The organism is Mucilaginibacter galii (assembly GCF_014635825.1).
Taxonomy (GTDB): Bacteria; Bacteroidota; Bacteroidia; order Sphingobacteriales; family Sphingobacteriaceae; genus Mucilaginibacter; species Mucilaginibacter galii.
Genome location: NZ_BMDO01000004.1, coordinates 149,887 through 175,205, shown reverse-complemented (window position 1 = coordinate 175,205; position 25,319 = coordinate 149,887). Strand labels below are relative to the sequence as shown.

22 protein-coding genes are annotated in these 25,319 nt (G+C 42.4%); 16 read left to right on the top strand and 6 right to left on the bottom strand.

From position 1 onward, the window contains the following. Nucleotides 1–6 precede the first annotated feature (6 nt). From IEV61_RS09260 to IEV61_RS09250, 3 genes are read left to right on the top strand one after another with little or no spacing between them, the layout of a single operon-like run. On the top strand, nt 7–450 hold the full coding sequence (locus IEV61_RS09260; RefSeq protein WP_188415936.1) for a hypothetical protein: 444 nt from the start codon (nt 7–9) through the stop codon (nt 448–450). A gap of 35 nt (nt 451–485) precedes the next feature. Beyond that, entirely contained in the window at nt 486–1,040 is a 555-nt protein-coding gene (locus IEV61_RS09255) for an RNA polymerase sigma factor (protein WP_188415934.1), read from the top strand. Continuing rightward, nucleotides 1,033–2,487, top strand: a complete 1,455-nt coding sequence (locus IEV61_RS09250) for a hypothetical protein (RefSeq protein ID WP_188415932.1) — start codon at nt 1,033–1,035, stop codon at nt 2,485–2,487. The genes IEV61_RS09255 and IEV61_RS09250 overlap by 8 nt, the downstream gene beginning before the upstream one ends. A gap of 4 nt (nt 2,488–2,491) precedes the next feature. Here IEV61_RS09250 and IEV61_RS09245 read toward each other — a convergent pair whose 3' ends face one another. Then, a complete protein-coding gene (locus IEV61_RS09245; RefSeq protein WP_188415930.1) occupies nt 2,492–3,712 on the bottom strand; it encodes an ABC transporter permease in 1,221 nt (406 codons plus the stop codon). Nucleotides 3,713–3,810: 98 nt separating this feature from the next. Between IEV61_RS09245 and IEV61_RS09240 the strand changes: the two genes are divergently transcribed. Both IEV61_RS09240 and fmt read left to right on the top strand, forming a co-directional pair. Then, entirely contained in the window at nt 3,811–5,067 is a 1,257-nt protein-coding gene (locus IEV61_RS09240) for an exo-beta-N-acetylmuramidase NamZ family protein (RefSeq protein ID WP_188415928.1), read from the top strand. An 86-nt stretch (nt 5,068–5,153) separates the two neighbouring features. Beyond that, entirely contained in the window at nt 5,154–6,071 is a 918-nt protein-coding gene (fmt, locus tag IEV61_RS09235; protein ID WP_188415926.1) for a methionyl-tRNA formyltransferase, read from the top strand. 257 nt (nt 6,072–6,328) lie between these two features. Here fmt and IEV61_RS09230 read toward each other — a convergent pair whose 3' ends face one another. Both IEV61_RS09230 and IEV61_RS09225 read right to left on the bottom strand, forming a co-directional pair. Beyond that, nucleotides 6,329–6,781 carry a GreA/GreB family elongation factor gene (locus tag IEV61_RS09230; protein ID WP_188415924.1) on the bottom strand — a complete coding sequence of 151 codons (453 nt, stop codon included), beginning with the start codon at nt 6,779–6,781 and terminating at the stop codon, nt 6,329–6,331. Nucleotides 6,782–6,842: 61 nt separating this feature from the next. Beyond that, a complete protein-coding gene (locus tag IEV61_RS09225) occupies nt 6,843–8,381 on the bottom strand; it encodes an alpha-N-arabinofuranosidase (protein ID WP_229747081.1) in 1,539 nt (512 codons plus the stop codon). 302 nt (nt 8,382–8,683) lie between these two features. Here IEV61_RS09225 and IEV61_RS09220 point away from each other — a divergent pair, with 302 nt between their 5' ends. From IEV61_RS09220 to IEV61_RS09170, 11 genes are all read left to right on the top strand, one after another. Next, nucleotides 8,684–9,421, top strand: a complete 738-nt coding sequence (locus tag IEV61_RS09220; RefSeq protein WP_188415922.1) for a nucleotidyltransferase — start codon at nt 8,684–8,686, stop codon at nt 9,419–9,421. 5 nt (nt 9,422–9,426) lie between these two features. Continuing rightward, on the top strand, nt 9,427–10,167 hold the full coding sequence (locus IEV61_RS09215; RefSeq protein WP_188415920.1) for a metallophosphoesterase family protein: 741 nt from the start codon (nt 9,427–9,429) through the stop codon (nt 10,165–10,167). Between the two features lie 99 nt (nt 10,168–10,266). After that, complete coding sequence (locus IEV61_RS09210) at nt 10,267–10,584, top strand: YMGG-like glycine zipper-containing protein (protein ID WP_188415919.1); 318 nt, start codon at nt 10,267–10,269, stop codon at nt 10,582–10,584. A gap of 505 nt (nt 10,585–11,089) precedes the next feature. Continuing rightward, nucleotides 11,090–12,331, top strand: coding sequence for a BamA/TamA family outer membrane protein (locus IEV61_RS09205; RefSeq protein WP_188415917.1), 1,242 nt, complete (start codon nt 11,090–11,092; stop codon nt 12,329–12,331). A 415-nt stretch (nt 12,332–12,746) separates the two neighbouring features. Next, nucleotides 12,747–13,832, top strand: coding sequence for an endo-1,4-beta-xylanase (locus tag IEV61_RS09200; protein ID WP_188415915.1), 1,086 nt, complete (start codon nt 12,747–12,749; stop codon nt 13,830–13,832). A gap of 83 nt (nt 13,833–13,915) precedes the next feature. Beyond that, nucleotides 13,916–16,741 carry a glycosyl hydrolase 115 family protein gene (locus tag IEV61_RS09195; RefSeq protein ID WP_188415913.1) on the top strand — a complete coding sequence of 942 codons (2,826 nt, stop codon included), beginning with the start codon at nt 13,916–13,918 and terminating at the stop codon, nt 16,739–16,741. A gap of 216 nt (nt 16,742–16,957) precedes the next feature. Next, the gene (fsa, locus tag IEV61_RS09190) at nt 16,958–17,635 is read left to right on the top strand and encodes a fructose-6-phosphate aldolase (RefSeq protein WP_188415911.1); all 678 of its coding nucleotides are present in this window, start codon (nt 16,958–16,960) and stop codon (nt 17,633–17,635) included. A gap of 136 nt (nt 17,636–17,771) precedes the next feature. After that, the gene (locus tag IEV61_RS09185) at nt 17,772–18,617 is read left to right on the top strand and encodes a transketolase (RefSeq protein WP_188415909.1); all 846 of its coding nucleotides are present in this window, start codon (nt 17,772–17,774) and stop codon (nt 18,615–18,617) included. A 110-nt stretch (nt 18,618–18,727) separates the two neighbouring features. Continuing rightward, a complete protein-coding gene (locus tag IEV61_RS09180) occupies nt 18,728–19,684 on the top strand; it encodes a transketolase family protein (protein WP_188415907.1) in 957 nt (318 codons plus the stop codon). A gap of 231 nt (nt 19,685–19,915) precedes the next feature. Next, the gene (locus IEV61_RS09175; protein WP_188415905.1) at nt 19,916–20,323 is read left to right on the top strand and encodes a hypothetical protein; all 408 of its coding nucleotides are present in this window, start codon (nt 19,916–19,918) and stop codon (nt 20,321–20,323) included. A gap of 364 nt (nt 20,324–20,687) precedes the next feature. Next, the gene (locus IEV61_RS09170) at nt 20,688–21,029 is read left to right on the top strand and encodes a hypothetical protein (protein ID WP_188415903.1); all 342 of its coding nucleotides are present in this window, start codon (nt 20,688–20,690) and stop codon (nt 21,027–21,029) included. Between the two features lie 27 nt (nt 21,030–21,056). Here the strand turns inward: IEV61_RS09170 and IEV61_RS09165 are convergent, their stop codons facing one another. The 3 genes from IEV61_RS09165 to IEV61_RS09155 are packed head-to-tail and all read right to left on the bottom strand — an operon-like array spanning nt 21,057 to nt 25,254. Further along, on the bottom strand, nt 21,057–22,418 hold the full coding sequence (locus tag IEV61_RS09165; protein WP_188415901.1) for a peptidylprolyl isomerase: 1,362 nt from the start codon (nt 22,416–22,418) through the stop codon (nt 21,057–21,059). A 24-nt stretch (nt 22,419–22,442) separates the two neighbouring features. Next, entirely contained in the window at nt 22,443–23,642 is a 1,200-nt protein-coding gene (gene uxuA / locus IEV61_RS09160; protein WP_308472322.1) for a mannonate dehydratase, read from the bottom strand. A gap of 25 nt (nt 23,643–23,667) precedes the next feature. Beyond that, nucleotides 23,668–25,254: a GH39 family glycosyl hydrolase gene (locus IEV61_RS09155; RefSeq protein ID WP_188415899.1), complete on the bottom strand. Its 1,587-nt coding sequence runs from the start codon at nt 25,252–25,254 to the stop codon at nt 23,668–23,670. Between the last annotated feature and the right edge of the window lie 65 nt (nt 25,255–25,319).

Below are 25,319 nucleotides of genomic sequence, written 5' to 3'. Positions count from 1 at the left end.
GCGTTTATGAAGAAACAATTATTATATATTTTATTGGGTGTGACCATACTTTCGGTAGGATGTATAAAAAATACGAATGATAGCGACCCGGTGCAACCGCCGCAAGGTAAATTTGCGGGTAAGTTTTTCAGGATACACCGCAGTTTAAATAGTTTTATAAAGGATACGGTAAAAATTGACGTGACCATGGAAATGGTAAATGATACCTACAGGTTCACCGGCGATACCTCCAAACATGCAGGCAGTTATGGTAAATTCAATTACAATCAATCGTACATTGAGTGGGTAGACAATACCGTGCCTGCCGGGGTTAACAGCACCACTTTACCAAAACCACATTTGAACGGCCTGTACCCATATGTTTATGATGGTACTACTTTTAAATTTGCGGCAAGCAGCGTGCCCGATACCCTTACCTATTATTACGAATTAAAGAAACAAGCTAACTGATCCGAATATCGGGTTAAGAGCTAACTACCTCCTGAATGCTTGAAAATACAAGCAATGCCGAATATGAACTGATACAGCATTGCAAAACAGGCGGCTTAAAACACCAGGAAGTGCTGTATAAACAGTACTATGGCTATGCTATGGGTGTTGGTCTTCGTTATTGCGCCAGCCGCGACGATGCCATGGAGGTAGTCAACGATTCGTTCATTAAGGTTTTTAACACCATAAAAACGTACAATGCCGAGCGCTCATTCAAAGCGTGGATGCGCCGCATCATTATTAATACGGCTATTGACCGCCGTCGTAAAGATTTAAAGTACCAGCTACATACCGATATGGAATATGCCAGCCATATAGGTAATCATAACACTGCCATACAGCAGTTAAACGCAAAAGATATATTGAAGTTAATGGACGAACTGCCCGCTTTGCAACGGGCCATATTTAACCTGTATGAAATTGATGGTTACAACCATGATGAAATTGCCGAAATGCTCAGCATCCCTTCCAGTTCATCGAGGGTGTACCTGAGCAGGGCCAAAGAGAAATTAAGAAAGGCATTAACCACAGAAGCACAGAGCCATGAGTGAACAGTTGGATAATGAATTAAAGAACCGCATTAACCAGGTATTCGATAACTATGAGGATACCGCACCTGCCGAAGAGGGTTGGTTGTTGCTGCGCGAAAAATTCCCGGAGAAAAAGAAACAGCGTATACTTCCTATCTGGTGGAGTGCAGCCGCTGTATTTCTTCTGTTGAGCATTTTAGGCGTGTGGATTTACACACAACCAACAAAAAATAATATAGTTACTACTAAACCGGTATACAAACCGCTGGACAAAAGTGAACAATCAGCAAAGCCACAGGAAGATACTCTACCAAATAATCAAACTGAAAGCACTTTGGATAATGGTTTGCCAGCTGTAGAACAGCAGTATGTTGCGTCAAGTGGTAAAAATCTTCATAACTCCTCACCTACTGTTGAAAGGGTACCCGATGGTTATGTATATCCTGATAAGGTAGAATCCTCTGATCAGCTTGCAGTAAACGCTGTAACGAAATTAAGCGCACCAACGGTTATCACTTTACCTAAAAATATAATTAAGACAGCAGATAGCCTTAAACAGGCGCATTATTCAGCGCCTATTCAGCAAGATGTGTTAGCACAGCAAACGGTTAAATCCCAACAAAACACCAATCCCGCTTTGAAAGCAGACTCTGCCCAAACCACTGGTCAATCTAAAATGAGCATTTACCTGGCTAACGAGCAGAAAAAAGAAGCAGCTAAAATGCAGAAAGCAGACACCAAGGCAGCCGCCGATAGAAAGGTTTTGTACAGCGTATACGCAGCTACCTATTTTAATTATGCCGAGGGCAGCAAAAGCCAGATCAATACAGGTGCAGGTGTTAGTACCGATATTAAGTTAGCGGGTAATTTTAAACTATCTACGGGCTTAGCCATCGGCAAAAACACCTTGAACTATAATAGCCAACCGGTGCAGGCCAGCATAACGCAAGATGCTGTACGTGCAGCATCGGCATCCGCATCAAGATCGGGTGTGGCTTATGATGCCGTACCCAATCCGTCGGCATCACAATTTGGTTTTTCGTCGCTAAAGGTTTTGTCTTCGCCGGTGGTATCGGCTTATAACGTGAGCCTTACCGGGCTTGATGTGCCCATTAACCTGAAATATGAATTTAACCCTGCAAAAACGGATAGCTATATTTCGGCTGGTTTAAGTTCGGGCACTTTCATTACCGAAACCTACAATTACAGTTACGATAACAGTTTGAATGCCTTGGGAGCCTCTCCCTCTATTCCTGATGCCAGCGTGAGTCGTAGCTTCACCCGCTTTGATTTTGCCCGTACACTTAACCTCTCGTTAGGTATGGGTTATCAAATTACCAAAGGCAACCGGTTAATTATTGAACCGTTCTTAAAATACCCGTTAAGCGGAATGGGCTCGCAAGATATCCGCTTTGGTTCGGGTGGTATAAACCTGCGGTTAAAGTTTCAAACGGCTAAAAAGAAGTAGTTGATTATTTGAAACGGATGGCCCTCACCGGCGAGATCTTGCTTACCAGCATAGACGGCAGCAGCAGTACCAGCAGGCAAATAATGAGCGTACCTAAATTAAGCAGCGCTACATCACTAAACGACAGTTCGATAGGTACAAACTTCATGTAATAAGATGCCTGGTCTAATTTAAAAAAGTGCGTGGTATGCTGAAACCAGCTGAACCCTAAGCCAAACAGGTTGCCCAGTAACAAGCCCATGCCTATCAGGTAAGCAGAATTGTATAAAAAAATTGATTGTATACTCCAGTTGCTTGCACCCAAGGCTTTCAACATACCGATCATGGAGGTGCGTTCCAGGATCATGATGAGCAGGGCCGATATCATATTGATCACCGCTACGATCAACATCAACACCAGCATTACCTGTGTATTTACATCCAATAACTTAAGCCATTCAAATATAGTGGGATATGTTTCATCAACAGTGTATGAACGCAGGTAAGTTGGCAGTACTTTGTTCAACTGGTCGTTAGCAGATTTGAGCTCATCAAAGTCGGTTACCTGCACTTCAAAGCCGCCAGCCTCACGGTAGGTCCAGTCGTTTAAGCGTTGAATGATAGAAAGGTTGCCTATTACAAAGGTTTTATCTACATCCTCTACCCCTACATTAAATATCCCTACGATGCTAAACTTACGGGTGCGCATAGGCTCCTGAATAAAGTACATCAGAAAATCATCGCCCACTTTTAAATTTAAACGCGCCGCGGTGTAGCTCGATATCATGATCTGTTTTTGCGCCGCAACCGAATCTGCAAAGTTTATTACTTTGCCGCTTTCCATGGTGCTTTTAAAAATGCCCCAATCATAGCTTTTATCCACACCTTTTAACACCACGCCCTCAATTTCGCCATTGGCCTTTATTATAGCCGGCTTAGTAGCATAGGGCATCACTTTTTTAATAAGCGGCTGGGCATGTGCTTTTTTTATAAATGCACTATCCACCATAAAAGGTGAGTTTTCGTACGAGAAATTATTGTCGAATTTGGTGATCTGTATATCGCCGGCAAAGCCCCTCACCTTTTCACGTATCTCTTTTTTAAAACCCTTTACAATGGCAATTGACAAGATCATTACGCCAAGGCCCAGCATTATACCTACAATGGCAATACGCACGATTAACTTAGAGAAAGTGCGCTTGCTTTGAAAAGTAAGACGTGAAGCAATAAAGGATGAAAAATTCAAGGCAAACAGTTTTTTTGTACTTTCGCAAATATGCAGATTTCGTGCCGAATGTTTACTACGGGCCGTATCTTGCATTTACATAATTTGAATTTACCCAAATGAAAAACATTGCCTGGTATACAGGGCTATTGCTGTTAAGTTTTACAGCTGCCTGCGGACAACCCCAACCAAAGCTGACCGGCAAAGCTGGTCAAAAACCGGGCGAACGCCAATATGCAGACAGCTCAGAGCCGCGCACTAATGCTACCATAGAAACGGGGGCCGACCAAACCCAACTATATCTTCCATATTTAAAGGGCCGCAAAATTGGTATGGTGGTTAACCCCACCTCGGTAATTAGCAAAAATAAAGTTACCGTGGTTGATAGCCTGCTTAAACGCGGCATCAGCATAAAAAAGATCTATGGTCCTGAGCATGGTTTCAGGGGTAACGCAAGCGATGGTGCCACCATAAACAATGATGTAGACACCCGCACGGGCATACCGGTAGTGTCTTTATATGGCAATAAGTTCAAACCCTCTGTGGCCGACCTGAAAGGTATCGATCTCATGATATTTGATATTCAGGATGTGGGAGCACGTTTCTACACTTACATATCTACCCTGCATTATGTGATGGAGGCCTGTGCCGAAAACAACATAGAGTTAATGATACTGGACCGCCCCAACCCTAACGGCTTTTATGTTGATGGCCCGGTATTGGACACTGCCTTCCGGTCATTCGTAGGTATGCACCCCATCCCGGTGGTACACGGCATGACCATTGCCGAGTATGCACAAATGATCAATGGTGAAGGCTGGTTAAAAAAGCGGGTAAAATGCAAGCTCAAGATCATTAAAGTGTCCAATTATAGCCATAACATGGCTTACACTTTACCGGTCAACCCATCGCCTAATTTAAACTCGGCACAGTCTATTTTACTTTATCCTGGCTTGTGCTTTTTTGAGGGAACAACTTTGAGCCTTGGCCGCGGCACGCAGTTCCCTTTCCAGGTGGTTGGTCACCCCGCACTGAAAGGTAAATACGAGTTTTCGTTTACCCCGGTGAGCATCCCCGGCATGAGCGATAATCCACCGCAAAAAAATACAGAATGCTTTGGTATCGATTTTCGTAAGTATGACACTAATTTATTGAGGAAGAGCAAGCAATTAAATTTAGAGTGGCTGCTTAGCTTTTATCAAAACTTTCCTGATAAATCGAAGTTTTTTAATGCCTACTTCACCAAACTTGCCGGCACCGATCAACTGCGCAAGCAAATTGAAGCAGGCTTGAAAGAAGATGAAATACGCCGAAGCTGGGAACCTGCCCTAAGCAAGTTTAAGCAAACGCGTGAAAAATATTTATTATACAAGTAGGGTTGTGAGTTGAATGTTGTGAGTTATAAGTCAATGTACTTTTGTAGCTCACAACTCACAACTCACAACTCACAACTCGAATCACTATGAAAATCATATTTATGGGTACGCCCGAGTTTGCCGTTGCTTCGTTAGAGGCTTTGTTAGAGGCAGGCTGCGAGGTAGTGGGCGTGGTAACCGCCCCCGATAAGCCGGCCGGCCGTGGACAAAAACTGACCGAATCGGCCGTGAAGCGCTACGCGGTTTCGCAAGATATTAAGGTACTGCAGCCCGAAAAACTGAAGAATACTGAATTTTTGGCCGAACTAAAAGCATTAAATGCCGACTTGCAGGTAGTAGTTGCTTTCCGTATGTTGCCCGAAGTGGTTTGGAACATGCCGCCCAAAGGTACCATTAACCTGCACGCCTCGTTGTTGCCACAATACCGTGGTGCCGCGCCTATTAACTGGGCCATTATTAACGGTGAGAAAGAAAGCGGTGTAACTACATTTTTCTTGAAACAGGAAATTGACACCGGCGATATTTTATTTGTTGAAAAGATAACGATAACCGACGACGTGACCGCAGGCGAATACCACGACCGGCTGATGAATAAAGGCGCGGGCTTACTGGTTAAAACGGTAAAAGCTATTGAAAGCGGCCGTTACACCGAGCAGCCGCAGGAGCAGCTCATTGAAGGGCAGGAACTCAAACATGCCCCCAAAATATTTAAAGACGATTGCCGCATTGACTGGAACCAGCCTACCAACGAGGTGTACAACCTCATCCGCGGACTAAGCCCTTATCCTGCCGCCTTTACCGAACTAAACGGGAAAACCTTCAAGATCTACAAGGTAACTAAGGAAATAACAGCACACCATACCGAGCCGGGCACTTACCTAACCGATAATAAGACCTATCTTAAATTTGCCTGCACCGATGGCTACATCAACGTAACAGATGCCCAGTTAGAAGGTAAGAAACGGATGGGTATTGAAGAGTTTTTGAGAGGTGTGAAGTTGTAAGTAGTTATTTCCATCGTGTCATTTCGAGTGCTAACAAGAAATCTTGTTCGTGATTATAGTTGTACACTTTGCATCTTGAACAGGATCTCTCACTATCGTTCGAGATGACATGAAGTTTTTAACAGAGAGTTGAGAGCTAAAACTTCAATACAATAGTGACACAGACCTGTCATTCTAAGCTTAGCGAAGCATTCGCCGCTTGGTTAAGTCTTCGACAAACTCGGGCTGACAAACGTTACACTGCGCAGTATAATACCTTACCAAATCTCCAGCACTTTATACCCTTTTCCATTCAAACTAAACTCATCCCCTGCCTTGCTGCCTTTCATCTTCAACCCAATGGGCGAACCCGGCGATATGGCGAAGTAGGGGTCGCCGTCTAAAGACAATGCCCCGGCGCTTATCGAAAGATAAAATTTACCATTGTTGGTTATCACCACGCTCCCGGCATCGGCAATGGATTGTTGTCCGCTGGTGCTGATCTGGTTTAACGCCACCATCAGCTTATTGGCTTCGTTAAGCTGGGTAAGGTTGCGGTTAGTTTCCTGTTGAGCCATTTCGCGGCCGGTTTCATATTTATCGCCCGCGCTGCTCTTGGTATCGTCGTTGCTTGATTGTTGCGCTTCGTTAATGGCTTGCTGGGCAGCGTTCATCCGCTCTTGCACATAGGCTATGCACAACTGGTGTAATTGCTTCTTTATTGAACTCATAGATATAATAAAGCCCTGCTTAAACAATGTTAAACAGGGCTTGCGGTAAAATTAGGTTAAATTAATTTAATTCTAACGCTACTATAGATTTTGCAGGGATGGTAACTAACAATTTGTTGCCATCGCGCTTAGCACTGTTGAAAGCTTTTGGTGCAACGGTCATTGGTTTGGCAAAGGTATTAACATCGGCCACATTGCCCGAAGTAAGAACACGGCCTGTTACCGCTTTCCATATAATATCCTTTAACTCGGTGGTCACGGTAATACTGCTTGATGCATCTAAGTTAACCAAAGTAATGTGCACTTTTCCGGCTTTATCTTGCGAGGCAGATACGTTTACTGCTGGTATTTTATTACCATCGTATTCGTAATCAGGTGTATTTAGCTTGAAAGGTAAATACTTAGCATCCTGATGCACCTTGTACATATCAAAAACATAATATGTAGGCGTTAACAGCATCTTCTCTTTATCAGTCAGGATCAAAGCCTGTAATACATTGATACATTGCGCCAGTTCAGCCATTTTTACACGGTCGCAGTGGTTGTTAAATATATTAAGGGTTGTACCGGCCACCAAAGCATCGCGTAAGCTGTTTTGCTGATATAAAAAACCCGGGTTGGTACCTGGTTCAACATCGGTCCAAACGCCCCACTCATCTACCACCAAAGCAACGCGCTTATTAGGATCGTACTTATCCATAATAGCCGAGTGCTTGGTTACCAGTTCTTCCATCACCAAACTATTCTTCAGCGTGTTGAAGTAATCTTTTTCGCCAAAGCCGGTTGCCGGGCCTTTCTTGCTCCAGTTGTTGGTAGGAAGCGTATAATAGTGTAATGATAGTCCCCACATATTGCGCGGACCTACGTTCTTCATCAGCACTTCTGTCCAGTTGTAATCGCCTGCGTTAGAGCCGCTGGCAATACGCTTTAGCTTAGCAGTTGGATAGTTACGGGCGTACGTAGCGTATCGGCGATATTCGCCTGCATAATACTCAGGTGTCATATTACCACCGCAACCCCAGCTTTCATTACCCACACCCCAAAACGAAACATTATAAGGTTTAGGGTGACCGTTAGCAGCACGCTCCTTGGTCAATGGGCTGGCACCGTCAAAGTTCAAATACTCTACCCACTTCGACATTTCCTCTACTGTGCCGCTGCCCACATTGGCTGATACGTAAGGTTCAGTTCCCAACAGGTCGCACAGCTCTAAAAATTCATGGGTACCAAAGCTATTGTCTTCTACCACGCCGCCCCAGTTGGTGTTGATCATTTTAGGGCGTTTGGCACTTGGGCCAACGCCGTCGCGCCAGTGGTACTCGTCGGCAAAGCAACCGCCCGGCCACCGCAGGTTAGGAATCTTGATCTTTTTCAGCGCGTTCACCACATCAAGGCGTATGCGGTTTTGCTTGGGCACGGGTAAAGTTTTATCTACCCAGAAACCACCATAAATACCCCGACCCAAATGTTCGGCAAACTGCCCGTAAATGTGGCGGCTAATGGTATCTTTCGAGTCGTTGCTCAGCGTAATGCTGGCCGTTTTTTGGGCATAGCTATTAAAGCTCATCCCGGCTAAAAGGACTAATAAATATTTTTTCACGGCTACAATTGGTTTAATTGTCAATATCACAATTATACGATATAGACATGATATTGCAATATCTTTTCACAAAATTTAATCGAGTGCAGAAACGAAAAAACTTCTGTCAGCTAGCTTTCCAAAGCGCTGTTCCCGCAATCTATTTAAATGAAGTTTTATGGAGTTTTTTGAAGTTTTAACAAAGAAACATGAATGAATATGTACTTATTAAAGCTACATTCCAAACAGATTTACTGCTTTAAAGTTGTTACTCTTACCATATGAAACAAACAAATTAACAGCCCTGGCATTTAAACCAAACTATGAGAATTAACGAAGATGAGGACGCCATTGCCTTTTATCAGGAGGCTCTTGACCACCTGAAAGACAGTGGAATTGAATTTATGCTGGGCGGTGCCTTTGCCATATTTCATTATAGCGGCATTTACCGCGACACTAAAGATATTGATATATACTGTAAATCAAGCGATTGCCCTAAAATTATGAAATATTTTAGCGACCGCGGCTACGAAACACAGTTTACCGATGCCCGCTGGCTGGCCAAAATATTTAAAGGAGAGTACTTTATAGACCTGATTTTTGACACTGTAAACAACATTTGTAAGGTAGACGATACTTGGTTTGAGCGCGCTGTAGATGCCAGCTTTTTCGACCGTAACCTGAAACTACTGGGACCGGAGGATCTGATCTGGAGTAAGATATATGTGCAAAACCGTGAGCGCTATGATGGTGCCGATATCAATCACCTGCTTATACAATATGGTGCCAATTTAGACTGGAAACATCTTTTATTTAGGTTAGACCAGCACTGGCAACTACTTTTATCACAGGTAGTTATATTTCAATTTGTATATCCGGCAGATTATCAGCAAATCATTCCACGTTGGTTGTATGATGAGTTATTGAGGAGAGCTGCCGAGCAATTTGATTTGCCATCGCCGGAGGTTAAAGTATGCCGCGGCCCCATGATAGACCAAACCCAATACAGCGTTGATATCAAAGATTGGAACTATAAATCGTACACCATTATAACTGTATAAGCGCTATGGAAGAGAAAAAAGTAACCCGTGTAGCAGCGGTAGGCGATATTCATGTTAAAGAAACCGATAAGGGTAAGTGGGTAGAGTATTTCAAAGAAGTTTCGGACCGTGCCGATGTACTGATTATTTGCGGCGACCTTACCGATACCGGCGATGAGGACGAGGCGCAAATATTAGCTAACGAACTGAGAGCTTGCTCTATTCCTGTAATTTGTGTACTTGGAAATCATGATTATGAAAAAGGCAGACACAAACTCATCAGACAAGCTATACAAAGTCACAACGTACATGTGCTTGATGGCGAAGCTATTGTAATTGGCGGTGTAGGTTTTGCGGGTGTTAAAGGATTTGGCGGCGGTTTTGACCGCTACCTGCTTACCATGTTTGGCGAAGATGCCAATAAAGCTTATGTGCAGGAAGCGGTTGATGAGGCATTACACTTGGAACGCGCCCTTAATAAGCTCGACGGCGAACATGAGGTGGACAAAAAGATAGCCATTTTGCATTACTCACCTATAAAAGCAACGGTTATAGGTGAGCCAGAGGAAATATTCCCATTCCTGGGTTCATCCCGCCTGGCAGAGCCGCTTATCCGGAATAATGTGATTGCCGCCTTTCATGGACATGCTCATGCCGGAACACTTGAAGGGCGCATAAATAATAGCAACATAAAAGTGTTTAACGTGGCTAAACCTGTTTTAATTAAGGCTGGTTACGACTTTCCGTTCTATATTTTAGAGGTATAAATTGTCGCGCGTACTTAGAGCTTTGCACATTATATTAAACCTTGGCGCATAATTTGCATCCTATATACCAGCAACACATACTTAGACAGAAACATACTCATGAAAAAGACCACATTGTTATTTGGATTAATATTTACCTTTTTTATAGGTGCAAGTAATATCTCTTACGCACAACAGAAAAAAGGAATGAGCTCACAAGCTAAAGGTGCCATTATTGGCGGTGGTGCTGGTGCATTAGCCGGTACCATAATTGGCCATAACGTTAAAGGAGCCTTAATTGGTGGTGCTATTGGAGCAGGCGGTGGTTACATTATTGGTAACGAAGCCCGCCGTAAAAAGGAGAAAGAAGAAAGAGCTTACTACAAAGCTCATCATACCCGTAAACAGTACTATAGAAAATATGGTACTTACAATTAATAGTTAGTTTAGTTATTCAAAGTGCTATTGTCCAACTGGATATAGCGCTTTTTCTTTTACATTAAACCTGGCCACTGCCGGGTTTATTAGGTTTATAAAATAATAATATGGATCCAATACGAATTATCAAAGCCCAGGCACTTATCAGGCCAAAGTTTGAGTTAAAAATGCCATACCTTTAAAAAGCCGGATGTCAAGGCTGAAATTTTGAACATTAAGGCCGAGATAATTTTCTTTGTGATGCTAATGTCTTAGTGCTCATATGAAACTAGGAATAGGAATTTCTGCCACATGAAAGGCGAAGAATTGAATTAATTGAAGTTTATTATGACATTGCCCACCAATTTTTAAAGGATTAAAACTTAACGACGCAAAAAATGTCATGGTATTGCAACATTGCTTTTTATTTCGTTAATTACGGATGATTTTGCGGAGAGGGATTATGTGTAGAAACCAATTTAAACATTACCGGCAAACCCGCCAGAAAATGTTGTTGCGCTAAAGGATGGTTAAAAGACTTTTACTGATATTAGGATTGACCGTTTACGCTTCAGGCATTGTGCTTGCACAAGACAGCGTCATGGTGTCAAGCTTCAGGCATTCTTCAGATAGTGTTGCGCAAAAAGACCTGATAGATATTTTCAAGTCTGTATTTAAACCCAAAACTAAGTCGGCCACGGTGGTAAGTGCAAATCCATCCAAAGTCTATTTCTCATTTTTGCCAACAGCCTCTACCCTGCCCGATGGTGGCGGCAAAATGTTTCTTACCTCCACAACGGCGGGCTTTTACCTCGGCGATAAGGAAACCACCAATTTATCGAGCGTAACCTTTACGCCATACTTCAATTTAAAAGGCCGGTTCGGATTACCTTTGCGGTCGAGCATTTGGTTTAACAATAACAATTGGTTTCTCTCGGGCGATACCCGTATGATGGTATATCCGCAGGATACCTGGGGTTTGGGTGGCAATCAGCCGGAAGAAAATCGCACCCGTGTAAATTATAAATATGTGCGGTTTTACCAGAGTCTGTTGCGCCGCATAAAACCTTATTTTTTTGCCGGAATTGGCTATGATCTCGATTACCATATGCGTATAAAAGCTGGTAACGATGATGTTGATCTGCAAGATAAATCCGGTTATATATTTGGAACGGATTACGGTCAGAATTCTTTTTCTTCGGGCATGACCTTTAACTTGCTGTACGATACCCGCAACAACTCTATCAATCCTTTACCAGGATGCTACGCTAATTTAGTTTACCGTTATAATTCACCTGTATTGGGCAGTAACCGCGTATGGCAATCTATATATGCCGATATGCGCAAGTACATATCATTAACTCCACACAATACCGTGCGCCAAAACACCCTGGCGCTGTGGACTTACTACTGGACCACCTTAGACCGCGGAACCCCCTACCTAAGCTTACCAAGTATAGGGTGGGATTTTTACAACCGTTCGGGCCGGGGCGTTGAGCAAAACCGTTACCGCGGGCAAAGCCTTTGGTATACCGAAGCGGAATACCGCCGAAGCATTACCCGTAATGGTTTGTTAGGATTCGTATTATTTGCCAACGTTACCACAGTTAACGAGCCCGACACGCGCCAATTCAATTACTTTCACCCCGCTGGCGGCGGCGGTTTACGAGTTAAAATGAATAAAAAATCGAATACGAATATTGCTATTGACTACGGGTTCAGCAAAGGTTACTCTTCTATCAGGTTAAATTTGGGTGAGGCATTTTAGCGTAACTTAAATTCACTTCAGAAGAACCATCTGACACGGTATCGGTAAGTAAATATTACCATTGTAAATGTAGTTTTCACGATCCATGTAGGTCGTAAGCTTCTACTGAGAAAAACGGCCGGTTGTCAGTATTGAAGTTCACAGCGTTTACCCTTAATAATCAAGGTAAGTTATCACTATTGCTTACACTTTCTGTATTTTCACGTATAGAGGTCTTAGAGTTTACAATAGGTATACTGATAGGCAAGTAGTTATTACGACGGTTTTCCAATCAAACTATGCTTATTACGTGCGGAAAGTAACATTAATGTTAGACAGCGGGTTTTAGCTCTTGTGTCCCTAACCTCTACTTGTGCAAATGCAAAATCATGATATATTTGCAATCGATTGCATTAATATCTAACCAATACCAATTATGAAGAAGCATTATGCCTTAACCGGGTTGCTGTGCGTGCTGTGCATTAGTTTAACAATGGCGCAAAAACCGACTTTAAATAAAGGCCTGAAAGATTACTACAAAAAGTATTTCTACATGGGTGTAGCTGTAGCCCCACGGCACCTGAGTGGTCCGCAGGCCGAACTCATACTTGAGCAATACAATAGCCTGACACCCGAAAACGCGATGAAGATGGGTCCTATCCATCCAAGGGAAGATCAATATTTTTGGCGCGACGCAGACTCAATAGTCAACTTTGCACAACATCATGGTTTACGTGTGCGCGGCCATAATTTGTGCTGGCATGAGCAAACGCCTGATTGGCTGTTTAAAGACAGTACTGGAAAACAGGTAACCAAAGAAGTGCTCCTAAAACGTTTGCACGATCACATTTTTACGGTGGTTAAGCGCTACCAGGGTAAAATATATGCGTGGGATGTAGTTAACGAAGCGATAGATGATGATCCTAAAAACTTTTTACGCAACTCTTTATGGTACCAGATATGCGGCGAAGACTTTATCGTCAAAGCATTTGAGTACGCCCACGAGGCAGATCCTAAAGCCATTCTTTTTTACAACGATTATAATACCGAACGCCCTGAAAAAATGGAGCGTGTGTACAAGCTTATGAAAAAACTGGTTGATGCCAAGGTACCTGTTAATGCAGTTGGTTTACAGGCACACTGGTCTTTAGAAGAACCCAGCGCTGCTGAGTTACGCAACACCATTCAAAAATTTGCCTCATTAGGGTTAAAGGTTCAAATTACCGAACTGGATATATCTATTTATCCATGGGAAAAAGAACGCCGCGCCCTGCGCCCCGGCGAAAAAGGTGAATACACTCCCGAACTGGAAAAAAGGCAAATAGCCAAGTATAAAGAAGTATTTGAGGTACTGCGTCAGTTTAAGGGAACAGTTACTGGGGTTACGTTTTGGAACATCTCCGATCAATATACCTGGTTAGACGAATATCCCGTACGCGGTCGTAAAAACTTCCCCTTGTTGTTCGATACCAACTTAAAGCCTAAAAATGCTTATTACGAGGTTATCAACTTTAAAAAGTAACATCATACCTTTCTATGAGAACTATTCATTCAACAATAATCTGTAAGGCTCTGTCAAAAAAGGTTCTGTTTCTCCTGGCAGCAATGTTCATTATCTACAGCAAACCTGCATTTGCTACGCAAGATTATAATTATATCAGCAGTAAAGCAAACGCCGGTTACTTTCCATTGGCTGTGGCAGGTAAAGCTGCGCCGTTGTGGGTAAGCAATACCGATTATGAAGGCGTAATAAGAGCTGCAAAAGACCTTCAAACCGACATAGGTGCTGTTTCGGCCGTTAAGCCTCAAATGCTTAATGGCACCTCCAGTGCTAAAACCATAGTTATTATTGGCACCATAGGTAAAAGCCCGGTTATAGATCAACTGATCAAAACTAAAAAACTTAATGTCGCAGGCATTACAGGTAAGTGGGAAACCTTTGTATTGCAAACTGTAAATAACCCTATGCCGGGTGTAGATAAAGCCCTGGTTATTGCCGGAAGCGATAAGCGCGGTACTATTTATGGCATTTACGACCTCTCTGCACAAATAGGCGTGTCGCCTTGGTACTGGTGGGCCGATGTTCCTGTAAAAAAGCAATCAGCACTGTATGTTGTTCCCGGCCGTTATACGCAAGGCGAACCGGCAGTTAAGTACCGTGGAATATTCATTAATGACGAAGCTCCTGCTTTTTCGGGTTGGACGAAAGAAAAATTTGGCGGCGTTAACAGTAAGATGTACGCCAAAATGTTTGAACTGATCTTGCGGATGAAAGGTAACTACCTTTGGCCGGCCATGTGGGGTAACGCCTTTAATGATGATGATCCGCTTAACCGTTCAACTGCCGATATGTATGGCATTGTGATGGGAACATCGCACCACGAGCCTATGGACCGTGCCCAGCAAGAGTGGAAACGCTACGGCAAAGGCGAGTGGGACTACAATAAGAACAGTGACGAACTACGCAATTTTTGGAAGAAAGGTATTGAGAACATGGGCAATGCCGAAACCATTGTTACCGTTGGTATGCGCGGCGATGGCGATATGGCCATGGAACAAGGCACCAATATTTCTCTGCTCGAAAAAATAGTTAAAGACCAGCGCCAGATCATTGCAGATGTGACTAAAAAGCCTGCCGAACAAACCCCGCAAATGTGGGCACTATATAAAGAGGTACAAGATTATTACGACAAGGGCATGACCGTGCCCGACGATGTTACTTTATTATTATGTGACGATAATTGGGGAAATATTCGCAAACTGCCCAAACTGGGAGAAAAACCACGTAAAGGCGGCTATGGGATCTACTACCATTATGATTATGTTGGTGGCCCGCGTAACTACAAATGGCTAAACACTAACCAAATAAGTAAAACCTGGGAACAAATGCACCTGGCTTATGAACATAATGCCCGACAGGTATGGATAGTTAATGTGGGCGATTTGAAGCCCATGGAATTTCCAATTGAGTTCTTTTTAGATTATGCCTGGAACCCTAACAAATGGCCGGCCAGCCGCTTAACCGAGTATACAAAGCTATGGGCACAAAAGCAGTTTGGCCCCCAATATGCCGATGGTATTGCGCATATTTTAAACACCTACACTAAATACAATGCACGCCGCAAACCGGAATTATTAGATGCCAATACTTACAGTTTAACCAATTACCAGGAATTTGAAAAGGTAGTAACAGATTATAACGCATTGCTTAAACAAGCCGAAGAAATTAATAACACCATCCCGGCAAATCAAAAGGATGCTTACTATCAGCTGGTATTGCACCCGGTACAGGCCTGTGCCAATTTAAATGAGATGTATTACAATGCGGCCTTAAATAAATGGTATGCTAAGCAGGGTCGGGCTGCAACTAATGATAAAGCAGAACGGGTAAAAGCATTGTTTGCCAAAGATGCCGAGATCAGCAAATATTATAACACACAGTTAGCTGGCGGCAAGTGGAACCACATGATGGATCAAACCCACATTGGCTACACCTACTGGCAACAACCACCGGTAGATAAAATTCCCGATGTTCAAGCCATAACTATCCCCTCTGCTGCGGCGATGGGTGTAAGTATTGAAGGCAGTACCGATTGGTGGCCGCAAGCAACAGCCAAAGCGGCTTTGCCTGAGTTCAACACTTTCCAAAAAGATGCGCATTATATAGAGGTGTTTAACCGCGGAAAAGAATCATTTAAATATTCAGTAAATAGTCCGGCCTGGCTAACCATCACCCCTTCTACCGGTAGTATTTCACAGCAGCAGCAGTTAACGGTAAGCGTAAACTGGACCAAGGCACCGGCAGGTAAGCAAACTGTACCTGTGGTGATCACAGGTTCGGACGGAAGCAAGGTTAGTATAGATGTTGTGGTTAATAACAACCCGTTAGATAATAAAGTAAATGGTTTTGTTCAGGCTAACGGATACATTTCTATGGAGGCAGAACATTACACTAAGGCCATTGGCTCTGCGAACGTAAAATGGATCACTGTGCCCAACTATGGTAAAACTCAGTCTGGCGTTACAACTTTTCCTGCAACGGCAGGTATGCAAACACCCGGCGGTAACAGTCCGCATTTACAATACCAGGTAAATACTGTCGACACCGGTTTGGTAGAAGTAAATGCTTACCTCTCTCCCACCATTGATTTTACCGGAAATAAGGGCCTGCAATATGCGGTATCTATTGATGATGAGAAACCACAAGTGTTCTACGTAAACGCCGAAGCTAACCCCGGGCTGTGGAACAGGTCCGTTGCCAACAGCATCAACATCCAATCCTCAAAGCACCAATTAAGCAAAGCCGGTGTGCATACCGTTAAATTTTGGATGATAAGCCCCGGCATCGTCTTACAAAAATTAGTGCTTGACTTTAATAAGAGCGTAAAACCAAGTTATTTAGGTCCGCCGGAGAGTTTTCAGGCCAAGTAGATTAAACTATAAATAATTCAAAAATATGAGCCATGTGAACTATATTATTCACATGGCTTTTCCATTATATATCAAGTGGATAACTACCTTCACAATCGATTGCAAATATATTTAGGTTAGCTCTAAAATTTATTGCATTTTTACGGCATCGAAGAAAATTTGCCAAATCAACCAAATAAGTGTTATATTGACATTTAAATACTATACAAGCACATTATGAAATTTTTCATTGACACCGCAAACCTGTCACAAATCCGCGAAGCCCATGATATGGGTATTTTAGACGGCGTAACCACTAACCCATCGCTCATGGCCAAAGAAGGTATTACCGGCCACGATAACGTAATTGCACATTACAAAGCCATTTGCGAAATTACCGATGGTGATGTTAGCGCCGAAGTTATTGCAACCACTTATGACGAAATGGTTACCGAAGGTTTAGCCCTGGCCAAACTGCATGAGCGTATTGTGGTAAAAGTACCCATGATCAAAGACGGTGTTAAAGCCATTAAATATTTTACCCAGCAAGGTATAAAAACCAACTGTACGCTGGTATTTTCTGCCGGTCAGGCTTTATTAGCAGCCAAAGCAGGTGCTACTTACGTATCTCCGTTCATTGGCCGTTTAGATGATGTATCTACCGATGGTTTACAGTTGATCGAAGATATCCGTTTAATTTACGATAACTATGGCTACGAAACTCAGATCTTGGCAGCATCAGTTCGTCATGCTATGCACATTATTAACTGTGCAAAATTAGGTTCTGATGTAATTACCGGTCCGTTATCGGCCATTACTGCTTTATTAAAGCACCCGTTAACTGATAATGGTTTAGCCCAGTTTCTGGCCGATCATGCCAAAGCTGCTGAGGCAGGTGCCGCGCAGGTGAAATAATTTTGAGAGCGGGGTATTGAAGTGCGGAGAGCGGAGTTAAGGAGGGTGTATCTTGATCCCTTTGTCCCTCGCTCTCCGCACCTTAAAACCCGCTTCTTTCAACTAATAACTCTTAACAAACAACCTAATAATTATAATGACACGAGATATTGCTGAACTTCAGCGTATTGCCTCACAGGTACGCCGTGATGTGGTGCGCATGGTGCATGGCTGCCAAAGCGGCCACCCGGGCGGCTCACTGGGCTGTACCGATTATTTAGTAGCCCTTTACTTTGCTATTATGAAACACGATCCATCCTTCAACATGGATGGAGAGGGCGAAGACCTTTTCTTTTTATCTAACGGACACATTTCGCCGGTATTTTACTCGGTGCTGTCACGTTCGGGTTATTTCGATAAAGCCGAAATGGCCACTTTCCGTAAGTTAAATACGCGCTTACAGGGTCACCCTACCACGCACGAAGGTTTACCGGGTGTGCGTATTGCTTCAGGTTCTTTGGGCCAAGGCTTATCGGTTGCCATTGGTGCCGCTTTAAGTAAAAAATTAAACGGCGACGACCGTTTGGTATTTACCCTGCATGGCGATGGCGAATTACAGGAAGGCCAGATTTGGGAAGCAGCGATGTTTGCTCCGCATAATAAGGTTGACCATTTGATTTCTTGCGTGGATGTGAACGGCCAGCAAATTGACGGACCTACCAAAGTGGTTCTATCTTTAGGTGACCTTAATGCCAAGTTTACCGCCTTTGGTTGGGAAGTTATGGAAATGAAAGGTAACGACATGGCCGCTGTGGTAGAAGGCTTACACAAAGCCATTAGCCTGAGCGGTAAAGGTAAACCGGTAATGATACTGATGCAAACCGAAATGGGTGCTGGTGTTGACTTTATGATGGGCAGCCACAAATGGCATGGCGTTGCCCCTAACGATGCACAGTTAGAGCAGGCTTTAAACCAATTAGAAGAAGCACTGGGAGACTACTAACCCCCTCCAACTCCCCCAACGGGGGAGAGATAAAAGCCATTGATATTAACAATTTACTCACCCTTAAATAGATAAAAGTCCTCTCCTTTGGAGAGGATTTAGGAGAGGTCATGACCAAGTATACATATACAGAAAAAAAAGATACCCGTTCGGGCTTTGGTGCAGGTTTGCTGGAAGCCGGTAAGCGTAACCCAAAGGTAGTGGCCTTGTGTGCCGACCTGGTGGGTTCGTTAAAAATGCAGGATTTCATTAACGAATTTCCTGAACGTTTTGTGCAGGTAGGTATTGCCGAAGCTAATATGATTGGTATTGCTGCAGGTTTAACCATTGGTGGTCATGTGCCGTTCACAGGTACATTTGCCAACTTTTCCACAGGCCGCGTTTACGATCAAATTCGCCAGTCGGTAGCTTACTCAGATAAAAACGTAAAAATTTGTGCATCTCACGCTGGTTTAACCTTAGGCGAAGATGGTGCAACTCACCAAATACTGGAAGATTTGGGCATGATGAAAATGCTGCCCGGAATGACAGTGATCAATCCTTGCGATTACAACCAAACCAAGGCTGCGACTCTGGCTATTGCCGAACACCACGGACCGGTTTACCTGCGTTTTGGAAGGCCTGTAGTGCCTATCTTCACCCCTGCCGATCAGGTTTTTGAAATTGGTAAAGCCTGGATGGTAAGCGAAGGCACCGATGTAACCATCATAGCCACCGGTCACCTGGTATGGGAAGCCATACAAGCAGGCGAACAATTAGAAGCTATGGGTATATCTGCCGAGATCATTAACATCCATACCATTAAACCATTGGATGAAGAAGCAATTCTGAAATCGGTAGCCAAAACGGGTTGCGTGGTTACGGCCGAAGAACATAACCGTTTAGGCGGATTAGGCGATTCTGTTGCACAGGTATTGATCAAGAACAAACCTGCGCCGCAAGAGTACGTGGCTGTAGATGATTCTTTCGGCGAATCGGGTACACCTGAGCAATTGATGGAAAAATACAGACTGAATGCCCCTGCTATTGTTGAGGCAGCTCAAAAAGTTATACAGCGCAGAGGTTAAATAACACATTAACCAATGAGTAAAAAAGCGATCATATTGATCGCTTTTTTTGTTGTATATTATATTTATACAAAAAAATTACAATCGATTGCATTATTAAATTAATTAACATATATTGCCATACCTAATATAACCTATTAATTTCCATTGATTTAAGTTTTTTAGCAAAAATCGCGATTACGAATAGATTGACTCCATCATACAAACAATCAATTTAACTAAAAATCAATTATGAAAACAAAAATCTTAACTATTAGTACTTTGATGCTGATGCTTGTGTGCGTAACATTTGTAAAAGCAGCTTATGCAGGATATTTTTCAAAATACCTTGAATCATATAACCGCAGCAGTAATTTAAATGATAACAATGTGTTTTGGGTTGAGCCTACTAATGGCTACATCAGTTTTTCTGCTACGGTAACCTGTACCAGTAATCCGAGTGATTACAGTTCGGCTGAGGTAGTAATGTGGGGAGACATTTCTGGCTACGATGCACATGTTCATGTACCAGAAAACGGCGCTTATTATCAAACCACTTCTAATACTATTTACCCTTCATCAGCGCAAGGTGGCTGGCTTGAAGCAAGTTTGTATGCAAACGGTTACGGCTCAACAGCCTATTCGCAAGTAAGCTGGTAGTATTTTAATATTGATGGGGTCAATCTTATTAACTGCCAGTATGCAGGCAAATTGGTAACCTGATACTCAAATAAATTCTATAGCTAAAAATTCACAGGAATGCTTAGCTATATGATATACCATAATATATTCTAAAGAACTATTAAATAAATCATTCAAGCAATCGATTGCATTAACAACTATTTAGGAGTAGACTGGTAGCGTGTTTATAACTCATTCGTTCCAATTTACTTATTAGTAAAGTCACAACAAACCTGAAATACCGACTCCACTATATTATTAAATCAATTTTAACTTAAAAATTATTACGAAAACAAAAATTTCACTTATTAGTACTCTATTTTTAGCACTTACATGTATTACTTTGTCGCAAGTTACATTTGCAGGTAATGCTTCGAAGAGGGTTACATCGAGTGGTGTAAACGATAACGTATACGATGGGCTTTCAGCATATGTAGAGCCCGTAAATGGATACATATCCTACTACACTAATTTAAGCTGCAGCAATGATCAGATTAGTTCTGCAGAAATTATATTGTGGGGAGATTTTCCCGGCTATCAGGCAGATGCTTATGTTCCGGATAACGGAAATACTTCTAAATCTACATCAGGTACAGTTTACCCTTCAAGTACGCAAGGTGGTTGGATTGAAGCTACATTTTTTCTTAAAGGTTATGCAAGCGCAGATTTAAACGTAAACTGGTAATAAACATCCATGTGGAGTCGGTCTTTATTACAAATAATTTTTATAATTAATATGATCTTGTAATTTATACTTTTTTTTCAAACTCATAATTACTTGTTCTTTTCTCAACCTTAGCCTTTCATTCCTAATTTGTTGTGTAAACAGAGGTTCAAGCTCTTTTTGCAATTTTAAACGCTGCCCCGATTCACTTTCTTTTATAGCCACTGCATAACCGTTATCTACCGGTATAGGCCTTGATACCTGTCCAATTCTAAGGCTGTACAATGCATTCTTAATTGTATCAGCAATAGCGGTATTAACAGTTATAGTGGTATGCTTATCTGCAAATTTTGCAGTAACAGGTGGTATTGATGGGGTAGTGTTTCTCCTGCTAAATGCAACTAATGCATTAAATGCATCTTTCCTGTTAGTATAATAATATAATGATGCCACTAATTTAACAGGCACAATATATTTTTCCTTTTCCTTATTATATAAGGTTTTGAACTCATTTGGTGTTATAATAGTATCATATTTAAGTTCAGCTTTCTCATAACGGTTACTAATCAATGAATTAGTATAGTTTCTTTTATTCAAAGTAAATTCGGGCTTTTTAGTGATTCCAAGTTTCTCGGCTTCCTGGTAGTCGTAATCATCTATAACCATGCCTTCAAGGTAATAACGTATTGTTTCGGCATTTTCAATTGGATATTTGGCTGGCAACATATTGTAATAATCCATGAATTGTGCAACCGTAACATTTCTTTTATCGCCGTTGAATTGATAGCTTATCAATATATCATTCAACATAGTTTTAAACTCGTCTTTGTTAAAATGGTGTACATCCTTATAATGCTTTAAATCATTAGCAAGCTTATATAAAATAATCCCATTAATCTTTTGCTCAGAGGACTTCATCACTTCCTCATTGTGTTGCATAAGTATCTTCTGCTCTTCTTCTAATTTAATTTTTTGTGCTTTTTGCTTGTCCTGAATTGTGAAATTATCATTACCTAACTTTGAAACCAGTTCCTGATACAACAGGCCTTTAGGCTGTGAGATCATGAGCCTGGTCATACTTTGAGTCCGTTCAACTACAAATTTATCTTTGTCGTACCCCTTAGCATAGGCATCGGCTAACAGGTATTGCTTATCAATAAATTCACTGATCCAGCTTTTGGTAGCAATGCTATCAGGAGTTATGCGGTGTTGTTGCCTATACATAGATTGAAAAATCTTATAATTTTTTTCAAACTCATATCGGGTCACTTCATGATTGCCGATTTTTAAAACTACCTCTTTAAAAACAGGATCTATCTCTACAACATTATTTTGTGTTGAACTTTTACACTCAATAAGACTTACACAGGCCATAATGGCAATCCCAACAAGTAAATTTGAATGTTTCATATTTATGCCTGCAAAGCAACCAAGTTACAATTCCGTTAATGTACGTTTAATTCCCATCTCCAATCCTCTTAGCTCGGCCAAACCTTTCATGCGGCCAATAACCGAATAACCCGGATAGGTGTTATAGTTAAAATCATCCAATATTTTATGGCCATGGTCAGGTCGCATAGGTATAGTAACATTTGCACTGCCGTTTGCATGGCGTTTTTTCTGTTCTAAAATGATGTTTTTCATCACCGCATACATATCAGTACTGCCTGTTAGGTGGTCGGCCTCATAAAAACTACCATCTGCCTCACGCTTTACGTTACGCAAGTGCAGGAAATGAAAATGTTCGCCTAAACGCTCAACAATGCCAGGCAAATCATTGGCAGGGTTAGCCCCCAGCGAACCGGTACAAAACGTTAGTCCGTTACTGGGCGAAGGGCAAGCGTTCACCACATCAACCAGATCTTGCTCGGTGGAAACAACGCGCGGCAGTCCTAGAATGGAAAACGGTGGATCGTCGGGATGCACACACATCTTTATACCCAGCTTCTCTGCATCGGGGATAATGGCTTTTAAAAAATAAGCCATATTTTGTTTTAGCACGGCCGAATCTATATGCTCATATTTTTTCAGATGAACCTTAAATTCATCAATAGTAAATACATCATCGGTACCGGGCAAGCCGGCCATAATGATATTGGTGAGCTGTGTAATTTCTTCGGTGCTCAGGCTATCCAGATATGCCTTTGCCTTTTGCTGCTGATCGGCGCTAAACTCCTGATAGGCTTCTGGGCGTTGCAATATGTACAGATCAAAAGCAGCGAGAGCGGGAGCATCATAACGCAAGGCCGAAGCACCGTTAGGCAAGCGATAATCGAGATTGGTACGTGTCCAGTCGAGCACGGGCATAAAATTATAGCATACCACGCTCAATCCGGCTTGCGATAGATTTTTAAGCGTACGAATGTACTTTTCAATATAGCTATCACGCTTTGGTCCGGCTATGCGAATACTCTCATGGATGTTCACACTTTCCACTACCGACCATTGCAGGCCTGCGGCTTCAATTATAGCTTTGCGCACATGTATCTCCTCCAGGCTCCACTCCTCGCCTGCGGGAATATGATGAAGGGCATTCACAACACCGGTGGCGCCGGTTTGGGAGACAGCGTGAAGTGTTACCGGGTCTGACGGGCCAAACCAGCGGAATGTTTGTTCTAAATCAGGAATCATCATATAAGACGTATTTACTAAAAGTAGACTACTTGATTTTATTGATGCTTAGAAAGTAAACATCATTACTCCGCATAGGTAACATTTTTTCCATTAATCCGGAAGACGTTACTGTAACTACGGTTGATGCTGCCGGGCTACCATTGGTCTTTTGTTTTATTTCGGCCACTTGCTGCCTATTCAATTGCGAAGGCGAGCGCATATTTAAATAAACGGCATAAGCGTCGTTAACACGGTAGCCGGTTTGATAAACATCAATTTTGTACTTTCCGGCTGTTAAGCCTTTAAGTTTTAAGGCAACTGCGGGTTTTGCCTTAGCCGGAATATCGCGTTTATAAAACACCTGGTTGTTTACCGAATCTTTGGGCTGATCTAAGGTGTAATCCCAAAATAAAGCCTGGATATTTCCATTTTTATCGGCACAAATAATAGAACTCGAATCGCTGTTTGCCAATTCTTTACTGCCAAGTTTATTGAGATATTGAAAAGCATAATATGCTGGCTTTTTAATGTCCTGATAATTCATCAATCCAAACCCGCCATGAAAAGGTGTCATACGCGGACCTGCTTCTTCAAAAATATCGGTAAAGGTCCAGTATGATAAAGAGTTGACTACGTTACCCGCCCGCTTGATAGTATTAAGAATATAGGCAGCTTCGTGGTAGCTGTCATGTATAGGATCGCTCGGCGTGTATGACGAACTCCATTCGGTATAGTGCAATTCAAGTTTAGGCATTTTTGATGTAGCAATTTGCTGCCTCGATTTGGCCATATCATCCGGTACTATGTTTTTATTTGCATTTAAAACGGTTCCGGCAGTGCCGGTTGCATCTAAAAATCCTTGTTTTACACCATAATCGTGTGTACTGATGAAATCGATAGGCGTTTTGGTTTCCAAGCAAAAGTTGATGGTTTCGGGTATCCAGGCATTACCGGCAGTGGCTGGTCCGCCAACACGGTATGTTGGCGATACCTCTTTAATGGTTTTAGCAGTTTCCTTATACAGTTTGAAATAGTCGCTTTGATCTCCAGAAAAAAACAGGTTTTTCAAATTTGGCTCGTTCCAAACCTCAAAATACCATTTGGCTACTTCAACTTTACCGTAGCGCTCGCCCCAGTGCTCTACTAAGTGTTTGATAAGGTTATTCCATTTTGCGTAATCTTTTGGCGGGGTAATATTGCCTTTCCACCAAAAAATGGTTTGTTTACCGCTTGCCAGCGCATCGGGCATGAAGCCCAACTCTACAAAAGGCTTTACATCGATACTCAGCAAATAATCGAATAACTCATCAATATACTGCCAGTTATAAATAGAGTTTCCCGCTTTATCTTCTTTATAAACCCCCATATCATCAGACAATAAGCCATGAAATCTCAGGTATCTGAAACCGCAATCGCGCTTAGCCTGGCGCAGCTGCCGTTGCCAGTCGGCCCGTAAGCCCTCATTGGCACGGCCTGCACCTACACAAAAATTATAACTGCGATTGAGTTCGCCCTTAACATTTTTAAGATCGGCAGTAATAATACGATTAGCCTGTGCTTGTATGGTTTGCGACTGCACGTTTAACGTAAAACACAACGCAGTAGCTGCAAGTGTGATTATATTTTTCAACATAAATTAGCTGGTATTTAGGTATCTTTATTGAATGGATTGTTTTATTCGACAGCCCGAAAATTTTT